At 66.9% G+C, this 22,058-nt stretch carries 16 protein-coding genes, 1 tRNA gene and 1 pseudogene; 7 read left to right on the forward strand and 11 right to left on the reverse strand.

All coding sequences use genetic code 11. From position 1 onward, the window contains the following. Window positions 1-179 precede the first annotated feature (179 nt). The 3 genes and pseudogenes from OG972_RS30295 to OG972_RS30305 all read left to right on the forward strand — a co-directional run. Window positions 180-1,586, forward strand: coding sequence for an aminotransferase class V-fold PLP-dependent enzyme (locus OG972_RS30295; protein WP_266986813.1), 1,407 nt, complete (start codon window positions 180-182; stop codon window positions 1,584-1,586). Continuing rightward, window positions 1,583-2,992 (forward strand): lysine N(6)-hydroxylase/L-ornithine N(5)-oxygenase family protein, encoded by a 1,410-nt coding sequence (locus tag OG972_RS30300; protein WP_266986815.1) that lies wholly within the window; start codon window positions 1,583-1,585, stop codon window positions 2,990-2,992. Before OG972_RS30295 ends, OG972_RS30300 begins: the two co-directional genes overlap by 4 nt. Before the next feature lie 227 nt (window positions 2,993-3,219). Then, window positions 3,220-3,321: pseudogene (locus tag OG972_RS30305) on the forward strand (IS5/IS1182 family transposase); the annotation flags it as partial. On the opposite strand, the gene OG972_RS30310 reads toward OG972_RS30305, so the two are convergent. Together OG972_RS30310 and OG972_RS30315 are read right to left on the reverse strand one after the other, a co-directional pair. Next, the gene (locus OG972_RS30310) at window positions 3,305-3,847 is read right to left on the reverse strand and encodes a GNAT family N-acetyltransferase (protein WP_266990794.1); all 543 of its coding nucleotides are present in this window, start codon (window positions 3,845-3,847) and stop codon (window positions 3,305-3,307) included. The pseudogene OG972_RS30305 and the gene OG972_RS30310 overlap by 17 nt on opposite strands. Window positions 3,848-3,910: 63 nt before the next feature. Continuing rightward, entirely contained in the window at window positions 3,911-5,710 is a 1,800-nt protein-coding gene (locus tag OG972_RS30315) for a bifunctional UDP-sugar hydrolase/5'-nucleotidase (protein ID WP_266986817.1), read from the reverse strand. Between the two features lie 134 nt (window positions 5,711-5,844). On the opposite strand from OG972_RS30315, the gene OG972_RS30320 reads away from it, so the two are divergent. Then, a complete protein-coding gene (locus OG972_RS30320; RefSeq protein ID WP_266986819.1) occupies window positions 5,845-6,549 on the forward strand; it encodes an SIMPL domain-containing protein in 705 nt (234 codons plus the stop codon). A gap of 125 nt (window positions 6,550-6,674) precedes the next feature. Next, complete coding sequence (gene pyk, locus OG972_RS30325) at window positions 6,675-8,108, forward strand: pyruvate kinase (protein WP_266986821.1); 1,434 nt, start codon at window positions 6,675-6,677, stop codon at window positions 8,106-8,108. Window positions 8,109-8,116: 8 nt separating this feature from the next. Here the strand turns inward: pyk and OG972_RS30330 are convergent, their stop codons facing one another. Continuing rightward, window positions 8,117-8,893: a transcriptional regulator gene (locus OG972_RS30330; RefSeq protein ID WP_266990796.1), complete on the reverse strand. Its 777-nt coding sequence runs from the start codon at window positions 8,891-8,893 to the stop codon at window positions 8,117-8,119. Between the two features lie 110 nt (window positions 8,894-9,003). Continuing rightward, window positions 9,004-9,078: transfer RNA gene (locus OG972_RS30335), tRNA-Leu, on the reverse strand. A gap of 98 nt (window positions 9,079-9,176) precedes the next feature. Here OG972_RS30335 and OG972_RS30340 point away from each other — a divergent pair. Next, the gene (locus tag OG972_RS30340; protein ID WP_266986823.1) at window positions 9,177-9,836 is read left to right on the forward strand and encodes an ANTAR domain-containing response regulator; all 660 of its coding nucleotides are present in this window, start codon (window positions 9,177-9,179) and stop codon (window positions 9,834-9,836) included. Window positions 9,837-9,914: 78 nt separating this feature from the next. On the opposite strand, the gene OG972_RS30345 is transcribed toward OG972_RS30340, so the two are convergent. The 7 genes from OG972_RS30345 to OG972_RS30375 form a co-directional block, all read right to left on the reverse strand. Continuing rightward, window positions 9,915-10,631: an ABC transporter ATP-binding protein gene (locus OG972_RS30345; RefSeq protein WP_266986825.1), complete on the reverse strand. Its 717-nt coding sequence runs from the start codon at window positions 10,629-10,631 to the stop codon at window positions 9,915-9,917. Continuing rightward, a complete protein-coding gene (locus OG972_RS30350) occupies window positions 10,628-11,566 on the reverse strand; it encodes an ABC transporter ATP-binding protein (protein ID WP_266990797.1) in 939 nt (312 codons plus the stop codon). Before OG972_RS30350 ends, OG972_RS30345 begins: the two co-directional genes overlap by 4 nt. Window positions 11,567-11,571: 5 nt before the next feature. After that, entirely contained in the window at window positions 11,572-13,371 is a 1,800-nt protein-coding gene (locus tag OG972_RS30355) for a branched-chain amino acid ABC transporter permease (protein ID WP_266986826.1), read from the reverse strand. 5 nt (window positions 13,372-13,376) lie between these two features. After that, window positions 13,377-14,306, reverse strand: a complete 930-nt coding sequence (locus tag OG972_RS30360) for a branched-chain amino acid ABC transporter permease (RefSeq protein ID WP_266986828.1) — start codon at window positions 14,304-14,306, stop codon at window positions 13,377-13,379. A 99-nt stretch (window positions 14,307-14,405) separates the two neighbouring features. After that, window positions 14,406-15,620 carry a branched-chain amino acid ABC transporter substrate-binding protein gene (locus OG972_RS30365; RefSeq protein ID WP_266990799.1) on the reverse strand — a complete coding sequence of 405 codons (1,215 nt, stop codon included), beginning with the start codon at window positions 15,618-15,620 and terminating at the stop codon, window positions 14,406-14,408. Window positions 15,621-16,254: 634 nt separating this feature from the next. Further along, window positions 16,255-16,725 (reverse strand): PaaI family thioesterase, encoded by a 471-nt coding sequence (locus OG972_RS30370; RefSeq protein ID WP_266986830.1) that lies wholly within the window; start codon window positions 16,723-16,725, stop codon window positions 16,255-16,257. Window positions 16,726-16,873: 148 nt separating this feature from the next. After that, on the reverse strand, window positions 16,874-19,150 hold the full coding sequence (locus OG972_RS30375; RefSeq protein ID WP_266986832.1) for an FdhF/YdeP family oxidoreductase: 2,277 nt from the start codon (window positions 19,148-19,150) through the stop codon (window positions 16,874-16,876). Window positions 19,151-19,318: 168 nt separating this feature from the next. Between OG972_RS30375 and polA the strand changes: the two genes are divergently transcribed. Further along, window positions 19,319-22,030, forward strand: coding sequence for a DNA polymerase I (gene polA / locus OG972_RS30380; RefSeq protein WP_266986834.1), 2,712 nt, complete (start codon window positions 19,319-19,321; stop codon window positions 22,028-22,030). Window positions 22,031-22,058: the final 28 nt, after the last annotated feature.

The following is a 22,058-nucleotide window of genomic DNA, read 5'->3' on the forward strand; positions in this document are numbered from 1 at the left end:
CACCCTCACCACCGAGGGGAAGCCGGGCACACCCATACCACCACCGCCCCCCACCACCACCCCCACAGCCACCACCCGTCCCCCTTTCGAGTTCAGATCACCCAGCTCACCGGCCGCGACACCAGAAACCCGGACAAGCTGACACGTCCACCCACGCGCGCCCGAAGGACCCCACCACCATGTCCACCCCGCCCCTCGCCGGAGGCACCACCGGCCCCGCCGCCCTACGCCCCCTCCTCGACACCGTCCTCACCGCACTCCACGACGGAGCCCAACAACGCCACGGCCCCCTACCCGCCGGCGGACCCCGCACCGTCACCGACCACATACACCACGCCACCCACCCCCTCATCCCCGACCACGGCACCGGCCCCCACCACGCCCTCCGCACCCTCATCACCGCACTCGCCCAAGGCGCCGCAGACCCCGCACACCCCCACTGCACCGCCCACCTCCACACCCCACCCCTCGCACTCGCCGCAGCCGCCGACCTCGCCGCCTCCGCCCTCAACCCCTCCATGGACTCCTGGGACCAAGCACCCGCAGCCTCAACCCTCGAAACCGACACCACCACCGCACTCGCCGCCGAGATCTACCCCCACCAACCCCACCCCGACGCCCTCATCACCACCGGCGGCACCGAAGCCAACCAGCTCGCCCTCCTCCTCGCCCGCGAACGCCACGGCGCCGTACAGACCCTCACCGGCGCCAACGCCCACCACAGCATCACCCGCGCCGCCTGGCTCCTCGGCCTCCCCGAACCCCACACCATCCCCGCCCCCACCGGCGTCATGGACCTCACGGCACTCGAAGAAGCCCTCACCCGGCTCCACAGCCCCCACCGTGCCCTCTTCGTAACCGCCACCGCAGGCACCACCGACACCGGCCAGATCGACCCCCTCGACGACATCGCCGACCTCTGCACCACCCACGGCGCCGAACTCCACATCGACGCCGCCTACGGCGGACCACTCCTCTTCAGCCCCACCCACCGCACCAAAATCCACGGCCTCGACCGCGCCCACAGCGTCACCCTCGACCTCCACAAACTCGGCTGGCAGCCCGCATCAGCCGGCATCCTCGCCGTCCCCGACCACCACCACCTCCACCCGCTCCACCACCAGGCCCCCTACCTCAACGCCCACGACGACACCCAAGCCGGCCTCCCCGACCTCCTCGGCCGCTCACTGCGCACCACCCGCCGACCCGACGCACTCAAAATCGCCGTCACCCTCCAAGCCCTCGGCCGCACCGGACTCGCCGACCTCATCGACCACACCATCAACACCGCCCACCAACTCGCAGACCTCATCACCCACACACCCACCCTCGACCTCTACCAACCACCCACCATCACCACCGTCCTCTTCCGCCCCACCAACGCCACCGACCGCACCGTCGCCACCGTCCGCCGCACCCTCCTCACCACCGGCCAAGCCGTCCTCGGCCGCGCCCACGCCGACAACCACCTCTGGCTCAAAGTCACCCTCCTCAACCCCCACACCACCCGTCACGACCTCCAAACCCTCCTCGACCTCATCACCCACCTCACCCACACAGTCCAGAAAGGCAACCCACCCCGATGACCGACCGACCCACCCCCGACCCCGGCCAGCCACACGACCTCGTCGGCATCGGCATCGGCCCCTTCAACCTCTCCCTCGCCGCCCTCGCCCACGGCATCCACCCCCTCGCCGCGACCTTCTACGAACAACGCCCCGCCTTCCACTGGCACCCCGGACTCCTCATCGACGGCTCCAGCCTCCAAGTCCCCTTCCTCGCCGACCTCGTCACCCTCGCGGACCCCTCAAGCCCCTGGACCTTCCTCAACTACCTACGCAGCCGCGACCGCCTCTTCCCCTTCTACTTCGCCGAGCGCTTCCACATCCAACGCGCCGAATACGACGCCTACTGCCGCTGGGTCACCGACCAACTCCCCGGACTCCACTTCAGCCACCAAGTCGACGCCATCCGCTGGAACGCCGAACGAACCCTCTACGAAGTCGACTTCACCCAACTCGACACCGACGGCGAAGCCGAAGCCCTGGGCCGCGCCTACACCCGCCACATCGCCCTCGGCATCGGCACCGAACCCTTCGTCCCCGAACCCCTCCAACCCCTCGCCCAAGCCGAATCCGTCCCCGTCATCCACTCCGCCGACTACCTCCACCACCGCGAACAACTCCTCCAGGCCGAACACATCACCGTCATCGGCTCCGGCCAATCAGGCGCCGAAATCTTCCTCGACCTCCTCCGCGCCCGCCCCGCCGGACACGAAAAACTCCACTGGCTCGCCCGCACCGGCGCCTTCGCCCCCATGGAGTACTCAAAACTCGGCCTCGAACACTTCACCCCCGACTACAGCCGCTACTTCCACGCACTCCCCGAATCCGTACGCGACGAACTCGTCCCCCACCAATGGCAACTCCACAAAGGCATCGACGCCGACACCATCGCCGCCATCCACGACGAGCTCTACCGACGCACCCTCCATGGCGGCTGGCCCGACACCACCCTCACCCCCGGCGTCCACGTGCGCACCGCCGGCCGCCTCGCCAACACCCGCGTCGAACTCCACCTCGAACACACCCAACAGAACACCCGCACCCGCCTCACCACCGACGCCGTCGTCCTCGCCACCGGCTACCGCGAACGCCCCCTCGACCGCCTCCTCACCGGCCTCACCCCCCACATCCGCCGCGACGCCGCCGGACGACCCCGCATCGACGACCAGTTCCGCCTCGAACTCGACCCCACCGTCACCGGCAACATCTACGTACAGAACGCCGAACGCCACACCCACGGCGTCGGCGCCCCCGACCTCGGACTCGCCGCCTGGCGCAGCGCCACCATCCTCAACAACCTCACCCGGACCAACGCCTACCCCCTCCCACAACGCACCGCCTTCACCACCTTCGGCCTCACCCCCCAGAACACCCCCCACATCCCCCACCAGCACCCCGCCCTCATCCCCCTCGTCCAAGGCAACTGACCCCCCGCACCCACAACAAAAGGCGGCCGCCCCCTCAAAGAGGAGACGGCCGCCCCACCCACCCAGCCGCTGGTGCCGGGAGGGGCACCAGGGCGTGTATCGAAAGTAGATCTTGGTCGTGGGATGATCTTGGTTCGTGGCACGTGGAGATCTGACGGACGAGCAATGGGCGGTGCTGGAGCCGTTGTTGCCGAGGGGCAAGAAGCAGGGCCACCCGCTGACGCATCAATCGCCTCAAGAGACATCGAGCCGTGGCCACCAGGTACGACAAACTCGCGGTCCGCTACAGGGCTACCGTCCTCGTTGCCGCCATCAACGAGTGGTTGTGACGTACTGGTCCGACGACAACTCGAACACCCGTACTCGCCGACCGCAGGTGGGATTGACGGTCTCACGGACCGGATGCATCCCCAGTTTGGTCATGATCCGTTCGGAGGCGTCGTTGCCCACTTGAGTGATGCTGACGATCCGCTCCAGCCCTCGCTCTTCGAACCCGAACCGTACAGCGGCCGCGGCGGCCTCGGTGGCCAAGCCCTGCCCCCAGTGGGAACGTCCCAGCCGCCAGCCGACCTCAACCGCCGGCAGTACCTCCGGCAAGAAGTCGGGCACCGAAAGGCCGGTGAACCCGGCCAGCTCGCCAGTGGACCGGATCTCCACGGCGAACAGGCCGAAGCCCTGCGACTCCCACTCGCTCTCCCATGCATGGACCCCGCCGCGAGTCTGCTGTTCGTCACGGACGCTGCCGTCACGGATCCACCGCATGACCTCGGGGTCGGCATTCACGGCAGCCATGGGTGCAACGTCTTCCTCGCGCCAGCGACGCAGGATCAAACGGGGAGTCTCAAGCGTGACCATCCAATCATTCTGGATCACAAATGGGCTCTCCGCCATCCTCGCCAGGCACTTTCGATACACGCCCTAGAACACCGGCACACCATCACGCGTCAGCCGCCAGTCCACCGAAGCGAACTGCGCACCATCCACCGAACCCTTCGCCTGCACCCAGCCGATGATCGTGTTCCGGATCTCCTCCGAATTCGCCCACAGTTGCTTCGCACCCGGCACATGCGGGAAATTACCCCCACCGCTCGCCCGATAATTATTCACCGCCAGCACGAACTCCGCCGCCGGATCGATCGCCTTGCCCTCGAACGACAGATTCACAATCCGCGAACCATTCGGCTTCGCAATATCGATCTCATACGTCAGACCCGACACCGCGTCATAGTTGTAGTCCGGCGTGTTGCCCGCATTCGTCAACTTCGCCGTATCCACCGGAGCACCCGCAGCCGTCTGCACGTAATACCGCGCCGAGAACTCCAGATAATCCTTGATCTGCGCACCCGTCAGCAACCGTGCCTCAAGCGTGTTCTCGAACGGATACAGCCCCGCCGCATCCTTGATCGTCACATTCCCCGCCGGAATCTGCGCCGTACGGGAGAAACACGACGCCTGCGACAGCACAGGCAACGACGCGTACGCGCCACCCGCCAGAGCCGCCTTCACCGTCTCCGCCTGAACCACATTGATCAGATCGATGATCGGCTCGTCCTTCCAGGCCGCCTCCGCCGTCGTCATCGCCGCCGTCGACGTACCGATCACCTGATTGACGTACGCCACAACCTTCTTGTGCTCATCCGCCAACAACCCCGTGATCTTCGGGTCCTCCGCCACCACGTTCGAGTTCAACACCCGCGAACCCGCACCCTCCACCACCCAGCGGCCCTTCTCCCACACCAGATCGAAGTCGAACAGCGTCAACCGCTGCCCCCACTTCAACGGCTCGGAGAGCACCACCTTCTTGCCCGTCTCCTTGTTCTCCACGAAGTACTCGGGGATCTCCAGGTGAGCATGACCGACAAGAATCGCATCGATACCCGGCACCTGCTCCGCCACCAGAGCCGCCGCGTTCTCCACGTACGGAACCTGGTCACCGTACGACGACGTCCCACTGGTCCCCGAATGCGCCGACACGATCACGACATCCGCCCCCATGGACCGAAGCCGCGGCACGAACTTCGCCGCCTGCTCCTCCAACCCCGGGAACACCATCCTGCCGCTGACATTCGCCTTGTCCCAGATCGCGATCCCCGGGTTCGTCAGACCCAGAATCGCCACCTTCACATCCCGACCGTGCGGCGTACGCATCCGCTTGATCACATACGGGGCGAACGCCGGCTGCAACGTCTTCGCATCCAGCGCGTTCGCACCCAGCAGCGGAAAATCACACTGCTCCTCGAACTTCCGCAGCACCGGAATGCCGTAGTTGAACTCATGGTTGCCCAGTGCCGCCGCGTCATACCCGATCGCGTTCATCGCCTGCGCCATCGGATGCACCGGACCACGCTGCGCCGTGATCGGATCGATCTTCGCGTAGTAATACGAAAGCTGAGTGCCCTGGATCGTGTCACCCGCATCGATCATCAGGGTGTTGTGACGGCCCTTCTCCGCACGGACCTGCTCCACCAGCGTCGAGATCTTCGCCAGACCCACATCGTTGTGCGCCTTGTCGTCGAACTCCTTGTCCGTGAAGTAGTCCCAGTTGAAGACATTCCCATGCAGATCGGTCGTACCCATCACCGTGAACGAGTACCGCTTCGGCGGACGCCCGGACCCGCGACCCTGGGCCTCGGCAGGCACAGCCACACCCCCAGCCATCGCCACACCGGCCCCGGCCGCAGCCGATGTGCCCAGGAACGTCCTACGGTTCAGCGGCATCTCGTCTCCCACAGATCAGATCTCGCAGTACACAACGCGCGTAGATAATGACTCACCCGCCGCCCCACGCAACACCCCTTGCAGGTTTCTATCTGATGACCACACGGGTCGAACCCCAATGCCACAGTGAACCCATGACCCACACACCAGCCCCCTACGGCACCCCCGACCACCCCCGCGTCGCCGTCCGCGGCGAAGCCCGCCTCGAAGTCGACCCCGAAACCGCCCACATCACCATCACCGTCACCGCCCGGGGCAAAGACCGCCGAACAGCCCTCGAAGACCTCACTCGACGCAACACCAACGTCCTCGAACTCGCACGCACCTACGGACAAGCTGTCGAAAAACTCGAAACCGGGGCCCTCTCCATCACCCCCGAACTCACCTCACGCGGACGAGACGAAAAAATCCGCGCCTACCACGGCCGCGTCCACATCACCGCCGTACTGAGCGACTTCACCGCACTCGGCGAACTCGCCACCCGCATCGCCGACCTCGACATGACCCGCATCAACGGCCCCTGGTGGAACCTCCGCCCCGACTCACCCGCCCACGCACAAGCCCGCCGCCAAGCCGTACAAGAAGCCCTCAAACGCGCCCGCGAATACGCCGACGCCCTCGGCACCCACCTCACCGCCCTCCTCGAGATCGCCGACCTCGGCGCCGAGAACATCGCCCCCCTCCCACCCATGCCCGCCGCACCCGGCAGCTTCCGCGGCCGCGCCGCATACGGCGGAGCAGAACCCGAAACACCCCCCGCCCTCGACCTCGAACCCCAACGACAGACCGTCTACGCCCAGGTGAACGCCCGCTTCACCATGGAACCCCCAAAACTCTGAAAACAATGCTCATCAGAGCACCCCGCTGCACAATTCAACACTTGTCAATAACCCTTCACCCAAAGGTTGTTGAGACGACACGCAGACCCAATTCGCTACCCGTAGGTAAGGTCTAGGCTCAAACCATGCGCCGAGCAAAAATCGTCTGCACCCTGGGCCCAGCCACCGACACATACGAGCAGATCAAGGCACTCGTCGAAGCCGGAATGGACATCGCCCGCTTCAACCTCAGCCACGGCTCCTACGTCGAACACGAACAGCGCTACCGCCACGTACGCAAAGCCTCCGACGAAACCGGACGCAGCGTCGGGATCCTCGCCGACCTTCAAGGCCCGAAGATCCGCCTGGGCCGCTTCCGCGAGGGCCCCGTACTCCTTGAACGCGGCGACAGCTTCACCATCACCGTCGAACCCATCGAAGGCGACCGCAACACCTGCGGCACCACCTACGAAGGCCTCCACACCGACGTCACCACCGGTGAACGCATCCTCGTCGACGACGGCCGCGTCACCCTCGAAGTCACCGACGTCGACGGCCCCCGCGTCCACACCACCGTCATCGAAGGAGGCATGGTCTCCGACAACAAAGGCCTCAACCTCCCCGGCGTCGCCGTCTCCGTCCCCGCACTCTCCGAAAAGGACATCGAAGACCTCCGCTGGGCCCTGCGCACCGGCGCCGACGTCATCGCCCTCTCCTTCGTACGCAGCGGACGCGACATCGACGACGTCCACCGCATCATGGAGGAAGAAGGCCGCCGCCTCCCCGTCATCGCCAAAGTCGAAAAACCCCAGGCCGTCGAGAACATCGACGACATCGTCGCCGCATTCGACGGCATCATGGTCGCCCGCGGCGACCTCGGCGTCGAAATGCCCCTCGAACAAGTCCCCATCGTCCAGAAGCGCGCCATCAAGCTCGCCAAGCGCAACGCCAAACCGGTCATCGTCGCCACCCAGATGCTCGACTCGATGATCGACAACTCCCGCCCCACCCGAGCCGAAGCGTCCGACGTCGCCAACGCCGTCATCGACGGCACCGACGCGGTGATGCTCTCCGGCGAGACCAGCGTCGGCAAATACCCCATCGAAACGGTCCGCACGATGTCCCGCATCGTCGAAGCAGCCGAGGAAGACATCCTCGCCAAGGGCCTGCCCCCGCTCACCGACCGCAACAAGCCCCGCACCCAGGGCGGCGCGGTCGCCCGCGCAGCCGCCGAGATGGGCGACTTCCTCGGCGCGAAGTTCCTCGTCGCCTTCACCCAGAGCGGCGACACGGTCAAGCGCCTCTCCCGCTACCGCTCACCCATCCCACTCCTGGCCTTCACCCCGGACCCGGCCACCCGCTCCCAGTTGAACCTCACATGGGGCGTCGAGACCTTCCTCGGCCCGCACGTCGACTCCACGGACGCGATGGTCGCCCAGGTCGACGAGGAGCTCCTGCGGATCGGCCGCTGCGAGAAGGGCGACATCGTGGTCATCACGGCCGGCTCCCCGCCGGGCGTCCCCGGATCGACGAACCTGGTGCGCGTGCACCACATCGGCGAGGACGACAGCCCCAAGTAATCCGGTCGTCAGTGCTTCGGCCCGACGTGCGCGTCCATGAGCGCGACGGACGCCCGTCGGGCGACGGAGATGTTGAGCGGGCTGCTGCCTCGTGCGAGGGTTGTCCACTCGACCCCGACAGCGGTGAGCGTGTCGCTGAACAGCTTGCGGATGTCGTCCGACTTGTTGGTGAAGGAGTACCGGGGGTACTCGTAGCGCTTCCGCTCACCGGCGACGAGGCGGGTGGTCCAGTTGGTGATGCGGCAGCCGTCGGAGTGGATGAGCCCTCGGATGAATTCCCATGGGTGGGCGTCCACGATCTTCTGTTGCCAGGGTTCGAGTGCGATCTTGCGGTCGTGTTTCCTGCCGGGGCCGTGTTGGGGGAAAAAGCACGGCCAGTGCTTGCTGTGGCAGGTCACGTTCTGGCAGCCCTGACGCTGAACCCGGAACACCTTGTTGCCGGGACGCACGAGCTGCATGGCTTCGGCGCAGGCGTCGATGAGGCCGGGCCAGGCATCGGCGCAGGCGATACGGAGGAAGTACACACCCCTTCTCGCGGAGCTGATGCAGCCGTCACCGAGATAGAGGCCCAGTAGGTAGGCGTACGCGGCGGGGACTTCGGGATCGCTCGGCAGGCCGTCGCACCTTGGACAGGCTGCAGCGCGGTTCCAGCCGAGGGGTTCTATTCGTGCCTGCCACGAGCGGATGGCGGCACGCGAAATGCCGGTCTGCTTGCTTACGGAGTTCTGGCTGAAGCCTTGGGCGATGAGTGCCAGAGCGCGCTTGCGCGTATCAAGGTCGTACACAGGGCCGATCCTGATCTGGATCTTGATGACCCGCAGGTGGAATAAGCAAGCATTCACACGTTCATGTGAAGTTCTACTATTCCTCGGTGGCCTTGGAATCGAAGGAAAAGTGCCCCGAGTCGGACTCGAACCGACACTGTATGGGTTTTGAATCCATTGCCTGCTGCCAATTGGGCTACCGGGGCTCACAGAATCGAAGGTGCTCTTCGACCCGCTGCGCGACCACCATACCGCAGGTGGGTAGGCTCAAGGGAGCTGCACTTGCCCCGGAACAAGGAGCCCCGTGACCGCCCCCGAGTCGCCCCAGCCCGTCGCCGACGACGACAAGTCGCACGTCCCGCCGCTGACGACCCGCGTCGTCATCGCCGAGGACGAGGCTCTCATCCGCCTCGACCTCAAAGAGATGCTCGAGGAAGAGGGCTACGCGGTCGTCGGCGAGGCCGGCGACGGCGAGAAGGCGGTCGAGCTCGCCCGCGAGCACAGGCCCGACCTCGTCATCCTCGATGTGAAGATGCCGATCCTCGACGGGATCTCCGCCGCGGAGAAGATTTCCGAGGAGTCCATCGCGCCCGTCCTGATGCTCACCGCGTTCTCGCAGCGCGACCTCGTGGAGCGGGCCCGGGACGCCGGGGCGATGGCGTACCTCGTGAAGCCGTTCAGCAAGAGCGACGTGGTGCCGGCCATCGAGATGGCCGTGTCCCGGTTCGCGGAGCTGAAGGCGCTGGAGAACGAGGTCGCGGACCTCGCGCAGCGGCTGGAGACGCGGAAGCTGGTGGACCGGGCGAAGAGCATTCTGCAGACGGATTACGGGCTGTCGGAGCCGGCGGCGTTCCGGTGGATCCAGAAGACGTCGATGGATCGTCGGCTGTCGATGCAGCAGCTTGCCGAGGCGTTGATCGAGGACGCTGAGGAGAAGAAGCGGGCGGCGAAGGACGGCGAGTAGCCGCGTAGGTAGGTACGGATGAGGCCCGCACCCCGGATCGATCGGGGTGCGGGCCTCATCCGTGTGAAGCGGTGCGGGTCAGTCCTCGCCGAGGTACGCCTTGCGGACGGATTCGTCGTGGAGGAGGTTCTGGCCGGTGCCGGAGAGGACGATCTTGCCGACCTCCATGACGTGGCCGTGGTCGGCGAGTGAGAGTGCCGCCTGGGCGTTCTGCTCGACGAGCAGGATGGTGGTGCCCTGGGCCTTCAGCTCGACGATGGTCTGCATGATCTTCTGCATCATGATCGGGGAGAGGCCCATGGAGGGCTCGTCGAGCATGAGCAATTTGGGCTGGGACATGAGGGCGCGGCCCATGGCGAGCATTTGCTGCTCGCCGCCCGAGAGGGTTCCTGCGGCCTGCTTCCGTCGTTCCCCGAGGATGGGGAAGAGGTCGTAGGCGCGCTGGACGTCCTTTTCGATGCCTGCTTTGTCGTTGCGGAGATAGGCGCCGAGAAGGAGGTTCTCGGTGATCGTCAGCCGGGGGAAGATGTGGCGTCCCTCGGGGGAGTGGGCGAGGCCCAGGGAGACGATCTTGTGGGCGGGGATGTTGGTGAGTGGTTTGCCCTCGAAGAGGATCTGGCCGCCTATGGGCTTGAGGAGGCCGGAGAGGGTGCGCAGGGTGGTGGTTTTGCCTGCGCCGTTGGTGCCGATGAGGGTGACGACCTGGCCGGCTTCGACGGTGAAGGAGATGCCTTTGACGGCTTCGATCTTGCCGTAGGCGACGCGGAGGTCTTCGACCTGGAGCAGTGCGGTCATCGGGTGTCCTCCTCTTCGGTGCGGGTGGTGCTGGTGTCGTCGTCGGTGGCGGCTTCGGCTTCGGTGGGTTCCGCTTCCGTGGCTTCGGCTTCGGCGTGTGCTTCGGCTTCCGCTGCTTCGACTTCGGCGACTTCTTCGGCGCCGGGGGCGCCTTCGAAGGGGGTGCCGAGGTAGGCGGCGACGACGCGTTCGTCGCTCTGGACGACGTCGGAGGTGCCTTCGACGAGCTTTTCGCCCTGTACGAGGACGGCGACGCGGTCGCAGAGGTTGAAGATGAACCGCATGTCGTGCTCGATGACGAGGACGGCGATGCCCTGGTCGCGGATGGCGAAGATGAGTTCTTCGGTGACGCGGGTTTCCTGGGGGTTCATGCCGGCGGTGGGCTCGTCGAGGAGGAGGAGTCCGGGGTCGCTGGCGAGGGCGCGGGCGATTTCCAGCTTGCGCTGGTCTCCGTAGGGGAGGTTGCGCGCGAGGTGGTCGGCCTTGGTGTGGAGGCCGATGAATTCCAGGAGTTCCATGGCGCGTTCCCGGCTGGCGTTCTCGGCCTTGGTGAAGCCGGGGAGGCGCAGGAGGGCGGACCAGAGGCCTTCTTTGGTGCGGGTGTGGCGTCCGACGAGGACGTTTTCCAGGACGGTCATGTTGGCGAAGAGCCGGATGTTCTGGAAGGTGCGGGCGATGCCTGCCTGGGTGACGAGGTGGGGCTTGGGCGGCAGGACAGTGCCTTTGTAGCTGACTTTGCCTTCGGTGGGGACGTAGAGCCCGGTGAGGCAGTTGAAGAAGGTGGTTTTGCCGGCGCCGTTGGGTCCGATGAGGCCGACGATTTCGCCTGCGTTGACGGTGAGGTCGACGTTGCGTACGGCGGTGAGGCCGCCGAAGCGCATGGTCACGCCGCTTGCGTCGAGAACGGTGGTGGCGGTTTTCGTGGTGGTGGTCATGGTGGTCACGCCCCCGCCTTGGCGATGCCGGCGCCGGTTTCTTCGGACTGCCGTGGTTCCGGTACGTCGATCGTGTCGTTCTCGTGGAATTCGAGCTGTTTCCTGCGGTCGGCGACGAGGCCTTCGGGGCGGAAGCGCATCAGGAGGATGAGCGCGATGCCGAAGAGGAACAGCTGGTAGTCCTGCATGAACTGGAGTTTGGCCGGGATGAGGTAGAGCAGTGCCGCGCCGACGAAGGGTCCGCTGAGGGTTCCCATGCCGCCGAGGATGACGGCGGCGAGGAGGAAGGCGGAGTTGGGGGGTACGGAGCCGGCGAACTGGTACTGCTCGGGCGTCACGGTGTAGTTGACGTGTGCCTGGACGGTGCCGGCGAGGCCGGCGAGGGTGGCGCCGAGGGCGAAGGCGAGCAGCTTGAGCCGGAAGGCGTTGATGCCCATGGCGGTGGCGGCGGTTTCGTCTTCGCGGATGGCGACCCAGGCGCGGCCGATGCGGGAGTCTCCGGAGCGGCGGAAGACGAGGACGACGACGGCGGTGACGACGAGCATCAGCAGGTAGTAGTTGGCGGGCCTGCTGAGGGTGAAGGGGCCGATGTCGTGGCTGAGTCCGAAGTCGATCCCGAGGAGGTTGAGGTCCGGGATGCTAGGGATGCCTTGGGAGCCGTTGGTGAGGTCGGGTCCGCTGTTGCCGTTGAGGTTGTTGACGGTGACGCGGAAGATCTCTCCGAAGCCGAGGGTGACGATGGCGAGGTAGTCGCCGCGCAGTCGGAGGGTCGGGGCGCCGATGAGGACGCCGAAGACGAGTGAGACTGCGGCTCCGGTGAGGACGGCGGCCCAGAAGGGGAAGTGGACGCCGATGGCGGAGAGGGGTGCGCCGGAGACGAGGGCCGCGGTGTAGGCGCCGACGCCGAGGAAGGCGACGTAGCCGAGGTCGAGGAGGCCGGCGAGGCCGACGACGACGTTGAGGCCGAGGGCGACGGTCGCGAAGATGAGGATGTTGACGCCGATGAGGGCGTATTCCGCGGTGTCCTGGGTGAAGGGGAAGCAGAGTGCTGCGACCAGGGCTGCGGTGAGGGCGACGTTGCGGTGCTTCGTGGTCAGCGCGGTGATGCGGGAGATGAGCCCGGCGCGGGTGATTGCGGTGAACGCGAAGGCCGCGGTGATGAGGAAGCCGATGAACTGTTCGGATTCTTCGGTGGGGATGTCGATGCCGTAGGTGAAGACGTACAGCATGGCGCCGAAGGCCGCGGTGATGATGAGGATTTCGGCCCAGGCGGGGAGTGTTGTGGCGCGGGGTGCCGCGGGTGCGGTGAGGCTGTTGCGGAAGCGCTGCCAGGTGCCGGGCCGGGGTTCGTGCTGGGGGAGTGGTTCGTCGCTGGGGAGTGCGAGTGCGGCGACGGTGGAGATGAGTGCGCCGATGCCGCTGACCCATGCGCCGGGTTCGAGGTTGACGACGCCGCCGAGCTCGTAGGCGATGGCTCCCATGGTGTAGCCGGTGGTGCCGAGGGTGCCGAGGGCGAGGAGCCGGACGGGGCTGTTGGTGCCGCCGGGGGTGAGCCAGCCGAGTCCTCGGATTCCGTATCCGCTGAGTGCGAAGAGGAGGGTGAGGGCGGCGCTGGTGAGGGTGAGGATCTGGAGGCCGCCGGGGTAGCCGGTGACGGTGAGGTCGCCGGGGAAGTCGGTGGTCCAGGTCCAGGCGAGGAAGGTGCCGGCGAGGGCGATGGCGGCGCCTGCGGCGGTGAGGGCGCGGGCGACGGGGGTGGGCAGCGGGATGAGCGTGTCCCGGGCCGGTGTGGTGTGGGTGGTCATCCGTATCACGCCCGATCCGCGACGCGTTCGCCGAGCAGGCCCTGGGGCCGGAGCAGCAGGACGATGATGAGGAGGACGAAGGCCCATACGTCCTTCCAGGCGCCGCCGCCGAAGAGGTCCATGCCGGGGACGTCGCTCATGTAGCCGGTGGCGAGGGATTCGGCGACGCCGAGTACGACTCCGCCGAGCATGGCGCCGTAGATGTTGCCGATGCCGCCGAGTACGGCTGCGGTGAACGCCTTGAGGCCCATGATGAAGCCCATGCGGAAGCCGATCTGGCCGTTCTTGAGTCCGTAGGCGACGGCTGCGACGGCTGCGAACGCGGCGCCGATGGCGAAGGCCATGACGATGATGCGGTCGGTGTTGATGCCCATGAGCTTGGCGGTGTCGGGGTCCTGCGAGGTTGCCTGCATGCCGCGGCCGGAGCGGGTCTTGGAGACGAAGAGGCCGAGGGCGATCATGCAGACGGGTGCGGCGATGAGGACGAAGAGGTCACCGCGCTGGATGTTGGCGCCGAGGATGTCGAAGGCGTCGCCCTTGAACTGGGGGAAGGGGTGGTCCTTCGTGGCGTTGGGGTACCACTTCCAGATGGCCTGCTGGAGTGCGAGGGAGAGTCCGATCGCGGTGATCAGCGGGGCGAGTCTGGGTGCGGTGCGCAGGGGCCGGTAGGCGAAGCGTTCGGCTGCGACGCTGATGGCGACGGAGCATATGACGCCGCCGATGATCATGAGGGGGACGATTGCGAGGAGGTTGGAGCCGGCCGGCATCCAGAGGTACACGGTGAGAGCTCCGAAGCCTCCGATCATGAAGATCTCGCCGTGGGCGAAGTTGATGAGCTGGATGATTCCGTAGACCATCGTGTAGCCGATCGCGATGAGACCGTACATCGCGCCGAGGATGAGTCCATTGGCCAGCTGTTGCGGCAGTTCGTTCACCGCAGGGCCTCCGTGGAGTGGTTCGGATATGGCACCGCGCGGGAGCGCTGGTAGCGCTCCCGCGCGGTCTGGTTTTTCTTTCTGACCGGGAGGGCTTGGTCAGTCCTTCTTGTAGGCCTCGCTGAGCTTGGAGACCCACTTGCCGCCGTCGACCTGGTAGGCGGTCATCATGGTGTTGGTGGTGTCGCCGAACTCGTCGAAGGAGACGGGGCCGGTGACGCCGTCGAAGCTGACCTTGCCAACGGCGTCGAGGACCTTGGCGCGGGCGTCGTCGGGGAGCTTGCCGTCGTTGGCGGCGACGACGGCCTTGACGGCCTCGATGATGGCCCAGGTGGCGTCGTAGGTGCCGCCGCCGTAGGCCTCGTAGGCGTCCTTGTAGCCGGCCGTCTTGTAGTCCGCGATGAACTTCTTGGCGGAGTCGAGCTCCTCGACGGGCTTGCCGACGGAGGTGGCGATGTCGCCCTGGGCCTTCTTGTTGAGCTTGATGAAGTCGGCGCTGTACATGCCGTCGCCGCCCATGAGGGGGATCTGGACGCTGTCCTTGAGCTGCTGGCTCAGGGGTGCGCCGGCGGGGTATTCACCGCCGTAGTAGACGGCCTTGGCGCCGGACTTCTTCACCTTGGTGACGACGGCGTTGAAGTCGCGGTCGTCGGGGTTGACGTGGTCGGAGCCGGCGATCTTGCCGCCGAGTTCGGTGAACGTCGCCTTGAAGGAGGCGGCGAGACCGGCGCCGTAGGGCTTCTGGTCGTCGATCAGGTAGACCTGCTTGATCTTCGCGTTGTTGAAGAGGTACTTCGCCGCGAAGGCGCCCTGGATCTGGTCCGTGGTGGCGGTGCGGAAGTAGGTCTTGTAGGGGCGCTTCTTGTCGCCGGTCTTCCAGTTGTCGCCCTGGGTCAGCTCGGTGCCCGTGTTGGCGGGGGAGATCTGGGTGAGGCCGGCGTCGTTGAGCGGCTTCTGCATCGACTGGGAGACGCCGGAGTTCAGGGGGCCGACAACGCCGAGGACCTTCTTGTTGTCGATGAACTTGGTGGCGTTCTGCTGGCCGACGGAGGGCTGCGCCTGGTCGTCGAGCGGCTGGACCTCGAAGGTGATGCCGGGGACGGTCTTGTCCTTGTTGGCCGTCTTGGCGGCGAGGTCGGCGGAGTTCTTGATGCCGAGGCCGAGGGCGGAGAGGTCGCCGGTCAGGGGCGCGTCGACGCCGATGACGACGGTCTGGTTGTCGCCGCCGCCGCTGCTGTTCTTGCTGTCGTCGCGCGACCCGCAGGCGGTGAGCGTCAGTGCTCCGGTGGTGAGCACTGTGGTGAGGATGAGCAAAGAACGGTGTCGCACGAAAAGTCCTTTCCCTGGCGCGGCCTCCTCTGCTTGAGGTGCCGTGTCGTTCGCCGGGCCGTACTGGGTTGGTACAGGGCCGTGCTGCAGACGCGCCCGGCGGCGCGGTGACTGGCCGTGACTCTAGGCGCAGGTGGCGGGGTCGGGGATGGGTCGGCGGAGGATGTGACTGTCTTGTTATGCCGTTGAGGAAGGCTTGAGGTGGCTGTGGGGACATGTACGGCTTTTTGCTGGACGGTGAAGTGACCGCATTCTGAGAACGCGCAGCTCTGCTAAGGGGCTTGAAGCGATCTTGGTGCTGTCACGCGGTGGGGGGTGTGAGGGCGCGACGGGGTGCCCGGCGTCTGCGGGGCCGGGCTCTGTGGGTGCCCTGCGGCGCTCCGGCATTGCGCGCATGTTACGCAGTGTTACGCCGAGGGGGTGTGTGGTCCACGCCCTGTGGTGTCCGTGGGCTTCGTGTGGCTGCTGAGTGGGCCACACAAGGGGTTGCGGGGTCAAGGGTGTTGACTGTGGATGTTCTTCAACGGTCTTGTGTGGGCGGGTTGTTGTGGGCGGATATGGCTCTGCCCGGCCGGATTTGTGGTCCGGCCGGGCAGGGGTGTGTTTCGGTGTCGGTGGGTCAGGCGGCGGCGGCCTTGGGGGCGTCGCGGAGCAGGCAGGTGAGGCGGGCGGTGCAGACCCTCTTGTCCTGTTCGTCGGTGATGACGATCTCGTAGGTGGCGGTGGAGCGGCCGCGGTGTACGGGGGTGGCGGTGCCGGTGACGAGTCCGCTTCGTACCCCTCGGTGATGGGTGCAGTTCAGGTCGACGCCGACGGCGAGCTTGGTGGCGCCGCCGTGGAGCATGGTGCCGACGGAGCCGAGGGTTTCGGCGAGGACGGCGGAGGCGCCGCCGTGGAGGAGTCCGTAGGGCTGGGTGTTGCCTTCGACGGGCATGGTGCCGACGACGCGGTCCGCGGAGGCTTCGACGATCTGGATGCCCATGCGTTCGCCGAGGTGTCCGGCGGAGAAGAGTGCGGGCAGGTCGACGCCGAGGGTGGCGTACTCGTCGATGATCTCCTGGGGGAACTTGGGTGCGGTGTGCTCGCCCATGGGGTCCGGCTCCGATCGTCTGCGGTGGTTCGTCGTTCTCTTGCTGTGCGCATCGTTCTTATCAGACGACTGAGCGAACGCTTAGTGGGATGGGGTGTGCGGATTCTCTCGGGATGTTCTGCTCCCGGACGTTCCGCCTCCGGATGTTCTATCCCTTGATGTTCTCGAAGCGGACGACGACGGACTTGCTCGCGGGGGTGTTGCTGGTGTCGGCGGTGGAGTCGAGGGGGACCAGCACATTGGTCTCGGGGTAGTAGGCGGCGGCGCAGCCCCGGGCGGTGGGGTAGAGGACGATGCGGAAGCCGGCGGCGCGGCGCTCGACGCCGTCCTTCCATTCGCTGACGAGGTCGGTGTAGGCGCCGTCGGTGAGGCCGAGGGTGCGGGCGTCGTCGGGGTTGACCATGACGATGCGGCGGCCGCCCTTGATGCCGCGGTAGCGGTCGTCGAGGCCGTAGATCGTGGTGTTGTACTGGTCGTGGGAGCGCAGGGTCTGCAACAGCAGTCTGCCTTCGGGGAGTTCGGGGTATTCGACGGGTGCCGCGGTGAAGTTGGCCCTGCCGGTGGCGGTGGGGAAGCGGCGGGAGTCGCGCGGGGCGTGCGGGAGGGTGAATCCGCCGGGGTGGGCGACGCGGGCGTTGAAGTTCTCGAAGCCGGGGACGACGCGGGAGATGCGGTCGCGGATCGTCGCGTAGTCCTTCTCGAACTCTTCCCAGGGGGTGGTGGATCCCGGGCCGAGGACGGCGCGGGCGAGGCGGGCGACGATGGCGGGTTCGGAGAGCAGGTGGGGGCTTGCGGGGGTGAGGTTGCCGCGGGAGGCGTGGACCATGCTCATGGAGTCCTCGACGGTGACGAACTGCTTGCCGCTTGCCTGGACGTCCTTGTCGGTGCGGCCGAGGGTGGGCAGGATCAGGGCGCGGGTGCCGGTGACGGCGTGCGAGCGGTTGAGCTTGGTCGATACGTGGACGGTGAGGCGGGCGCGGCGCATGGCGGCCTCGGTGACGGTGGTGTCGGGGGTGGCCGCGACGAAGTTGCCGCCCATGGCGAAGAAGATCTTGGCGTCGCCGTCGCGGAGGGCCTGGATGGAGCGGACGACGTCGTAGCCGTGGTGGCGTGGTGAGGTGATGCCGAATTCCTTGTCGAGGGCGTCGAGGAATTCGGGGGCGGGTCGTTCGAAGATCCCCATGGTGCGGTCGCCCTGGACGTTGGAGTGGCCGCGGACGGGGCAGACTCCGGCGCCGGGCCGTCCGATATTGCCGCGGAGCAGGAGGAAGTTGACGACTTCGCGGATGGTGGGGACGGAGTGTTTGTGCTGGGTGAGGCCCATGGCCCAGCAGACGATGGTGCGCTTCGAGGCGAGGATCATGGTGAGGGCCTGCTCGATGGTGGCGCGGTCGAGCCCGGTGGCGGTGAGGGTCTCGTCCCAGTCGGCGGCGCGGGCGGCGGCGGCGAATTCCTCGTATCCATGGGTGTGTTCGCGTACGAAGGTGTCGTCGACGGCGCCTTCGGTCTCCAGGATCATCTTGTTGAGGAGCCGGAAGAGGGCCTGGTCGCCGCCGATGCGGATCTGCAGGAAGAGGTCGTTGAGGGCGGTGCCCTTGATCATTCCTTGGGGTGTCTGCGGGTTCTTGAACCGTTCCAGGCCGGCTTCGGGAAGCGGGTTCACCGAGATGATCCTGGCGCCTGCGGATTTGGCCTTCTCCAGGGCGGAGAGCATCCGGGGGTGGTTGGTGCCGGGGTTCTGTCCGGCGACGATGATCAGGTCGGCCTGGTGGAGGTCCTCGAGGGAGACGCTGCCCTTGCCGATGCCGATGGTCTCCGTGAGGGCGGAGCCGGAGGACTCGTGGCACATGTTGGAGCAGTCCGGCAGGTTGTTGGTGCCGAACTCGCGGGCGAACAGCTGCAGCAGGAACGCGGCTTCGTTGCTGGTGCGGCCCGAGGTGTAGAAGAGCGCTTCGTCGGGGGAGTCGAGGGCGCTCAGTTCCTCGGCGATGATCTCGAAGGCGTGCTCCCAGGTCACGGCCTCGTAACGGTCGGCGCCTTCGGGCAGGTACATCGGCTGGGTGATGCGGCCCTGCTGGCCGAGCCAGTAGCCGCTGCGGGTGGCCAGGTCGGCCACGGGGTGGGCGGCGAAGAAGTCGGGGGTGACGCGGCGCAGGGTGGCTTCTTCGGCGACGGCCTTGGCGCCGTTCTCGCAGAATTCGGCGGTGTGCCGTTTGTCGCCCTCCGGCCAGGCGCAGCCGGGGCAGTCGAAGCCGTCCTTCTGGTTGACCTTGAGGAGGGTCCGGGCGGCGCGGCGGACGCCCATCTGCTGTTGGGCGATGCGCAGGCTGTGGGCGACGGCGGGCAGTCCGGCGGCGGCGCGCTGGGCCGGTTCGACGTGTGGTGCGTCCTGGACCGGGTCACCGGTGGGCGGCTTGGTGGCCATGTCTGCTCCCCTTTGAGCCAGCGGCGAACCTGCGCGGTGTCGCTGCATGCGTTCCTGTGGTTGTTCCTGTCTTCGATCGTGTCACGCGGCGCCGGGCGCGTGCCGGGCGAGTGCCGGGCGAGTGGTGTGCGGTCCGGATTGTCGGCGGTCCGTGGCAGGATCGGGGGCGTGGCTGAGACGGCATCGAAGAAGACGGCAGACAACCGACCGCGCCTGCTCCTGATGGACGGGCACTCCCTGGCGTACCGGGCGTTCTTTGCGCTGCCTGCGGAGAATTTCACGACGGGAGCGGGGCAGCCGACGAACGCGGTGTACGGCTTCGCGTCGATGCTGGCGAACACGCTGCGCGACGAGGCGCCCACGCATTTCGCGGTGGCCTTCGATGTCTCGCGCAAGACGTGGCGGTCGCAGGAGTTCCCGGAGTACAAGGCGACCCGTTCGAAGACGCCGGACGAGTTCAAGGGGCAGGTCGAGCTGATCGGCGAGCTGCTGGACGCGATGCGTGCCGATCGTTTTGCGGTCGACGGTTTCGAGGCGGACGATGTGATCGCCACGCTGGCGACGCAGGCCGAGGCGGCCGGCTTCGAGGTGCTGATCGTCACCGGTGACCGGGATTCGTTCCAGCTGATCACGGACAACGTCACGGTGCTGTACCCGACGAAGGGTGTCTCGGAGCTGACGCGGTTCACTCCGGAGAAGGTCGAGGAGAAGTACGGGCTGACGCCGCAGCAGTACCCGGACTTCGCGGCGCTGCGCGGGGACCCGTCGGACAATCTGCCGGGAATTCCGGGCGTCGGGGAGAAGACGGCGGCGAAGTGGATCAACCAGTTCGGTTCGTTCGACGACCTCGTCGCGCGTGCCGACGAGGTCAAGGGGAAGGCCGGGCAGAATTTCCGGGACCATCTGGAGTCGGTGAAGCTGAACCGCCGGCTGACCGAGATGGTCCGCGACGTGGAGCTGCCGAAGACTCCGCAGGACCTGGAGCGTGCGCCGTACGACCGCTCGGCGGTCACGGGTGTGCTCGATGTTCTGGAGATCCGTAACCCGAGCCTGCGCGAGCGGCTGCTCGCCGTGGACCCGGGGGCTGCGGAGGCCGAGGCCCCGGCGCCGGCCGCGGGTATCGAGCTGGACGGTGCGGTGCTGGGTGCGGGCGAGCTCGGGCCGTGGCTGGCCGAGCACGGCGGGCAGCCGCTCGGTGTCGCCACGGTCGACACCTGGGCGCTGGGCACCGGCAGTGTCACGGAGGTCGCACTGGCCGCCGGCGGCGGGGCGGCGGCGTGGTTCGACCCGGCGCGGCTCGACGAGGCGGACGAGCGGGCGTTCGCCGCGTGGATCGCGGACGCCGGGCGGCCGAAGGTCATGCACAACGCGAAGAGTGCGATGCGGGTCTTCCCCGAGCACGGCTGGCAGGTCGACGGCGTCGCGATGGACACGGCGCTGGCCGCGTATCTGGTCAAGCCCGGCCGCCGTTCCTTCGCGCTGGACGCTCTGTCGGTGGAGTATCTGGGCCGGGAGCTGGCCCCCGCGGCGGCGTCCGACGGGCAGCTGGCGTTCGGTGCGGACGATCAGGCGGAGGCCGAGGCGCTGATGGCGCAGGCCCGTGCGGTCCTGGATCTGGGCGAGGCGTTCACCGTGCGGCTGCAGGAGGTCGGCGCCGCCGAGCTGCTGCACGACATGGAGCTGCCGACGTCCGCGTTGCTGGCCCGCCTGGAGCGGTACGGCATCGCAGCGGACCGGGAGCATCTGGAAGGCATGGAGCAGCAGTTCGCCGGTGCGGTGCAGCAGGCGGTGAAGGAGGCGCACGCCGCGGTGGGCCGGGAGTTCAACCTCGGGTCGCCCAAGCAGCTTCAGGAGGTTCTCTTCGGTGAGCTGGGGCTGCCGAAGACGAAGAAGACGAAGACGGGTTACACGACGGACGCGGATGCGCTGGCGTGGCTGGCGGTTCAGACGGAGCACGAGCTGCCGATCATCATGCTGCGCCATCGCGAGCAGGCGAAGCTGCGGGTCACGGTCGAGGGTTTGGTCAAGACGATCGCGGTGGACGGCCGTATCCACACCACGTTCAACCAGACGGTCGCGGCGACCGGTCGCCTGTCGTCGACCGACCCCAATCTGCAGAACATTCCGGTCCGGACGGACGAGGGCCGGGCGATCCGCCGTGGTTTCGTCGTCGGCGACGGGTTCGAGACGCTGATGACGGCCGACTACAGCCAGATCGAACTGCGCGTGATGGCCCACCTGTCGGAGGACGCGGGGCTGATCGAGGCGTTCACGTCCGGTGAGGACCTGCACACCACGGTCGCTTCGCAGGTCTTCGGTGTCGACAAGTCCGCGGTGGACGCGGAGATGCGCCGCAAGATCAAGGCGATGAGTTACGGGCTCGCGTACGGGCTGTCCGCGTTCGGTCTGTCGCAGCAGCTGAACATCGAGGCGGGCGAGGCGCGCGGTCTGATGGACACGTACTTCGAGCGGTTCGGCGGGGTCCGTGACTATCTGCACCGGGTGGTGGAGGAGGCGCGGTCCACCGGTTACACGGAGACGGTGTTCGGGCGCCGCCGGTACCTCCCGGACCTGAACAGCGACAACCGGCAGCGCCGTGAGATGGCCGAGCGGATGGCGCTGAACGCACCGATCCAGGGCACGGCGGCGGACATCGTCAAGGTTGCCATGCTCCAGGTCGACCGGGCGCTGACGAAGGCGCGGCTGAAGTCCCGGATGCTGCTCCAGGTCCATGACGAAATCGTGTTGGAGATCGCCAAGGGCGAGCGGAAGCAGGTGGAGGAGATCCTGCGCCACGAGATGTCGACGGCGGTGCAGCTGCGTGCCCCGCTGGATGTGTCGGTCGGCGTGGGTGCGGACTGGGAGTCCGCCGCGCACTGACGTGAGCGGGGCGGTCCCGGCAGTCGTA

This window comes from Streptomyces sp. NBC_01669 (genome assembly GCF_026339735.1).
GTDB lineage: Bacteria > Actinomycetota > Actinomycetes > Streptomycetales > Streptomycetaceae > Streptomyces > Streptomyces yanii.

Bases quoted from the DNA above. Each gene is read 5' to 3' on its own strand.
- OG972_RS30295 (WP_266986813.1), top strand. From the start codon at position 180: ATGTCCACCCCGCCCCTCGCCGGAGGCACCACCGGCCCCGCCGCCCTA.
- OG972_RS30300 (WP_266986815.1), top strand. From the start codon at position 1,583: ATGACCGACCGACCCACCCCCGACCCCGGCCAGCCACACGACCTCGTC.
- OG972_RS30310 (WP_266990794.1), bottom strand. From the start codon at position 3,847: ATGGTCACGCTTGAGACTCCCCGTTTGATCCTGCGTCGCTGGCGCGAG.
- OG972_RS30315 (WP_266986817.1), bottom strand. From the start codon at position 5,710: ATGCCGCTGAACCGTAGGACGTTCCTGGGCACATCGGCTGCGGCCGGG.
- OG972_RS30320 (WP_266986819.1), top strand. From the start codon at position 5,845: ATGACCCACACACCAGCCCCCTACGGCACCCCCGACCACCCCCGCGTC.
- pyk (WP_266986821.1), top strand. From the start codon at position 6,675: ATGCGCCGAGCAAAAATCGTCTGCACCCTGGGCCCAGCCACCGACACA.
- OG972_RS30345 (WP_266986825.1), bottom strand. From the start codon at position 10,631: ATGACCGCACTGCTCCAGGTCGAAGACCTCCGCGTCGCCTACGGCAAG.
- OG972_RS30350 (WP_266990797.1), bottom strand. From the start codon at position 11,566: ATGACCACCACCACGAAAACCGCCACCACCGTTCTCGACGCAAGCGGC.
- OG972_RS30355 (WP_266986826.1), bottom strand. From the start codon at position 13,371: ATGACCACCCACACCACACCGGCCCGGGACACGCTCATCCCGCTGCCC.
- OG972_RS30370 (WP_266986830.1), bottom strand. From the start codon at position 16,725: ATGGGCGAGCACACCGCACCCAAGTTCCCCCAGGAGATCATCGACGAG.
- OG972_RS30375 (WP_266986832.1), bottom strand. From the start codon at position 19,150: ATGGCCACCAAGCCGCCCACCGGTGACCCGGTCCAGGACGCACCACAC.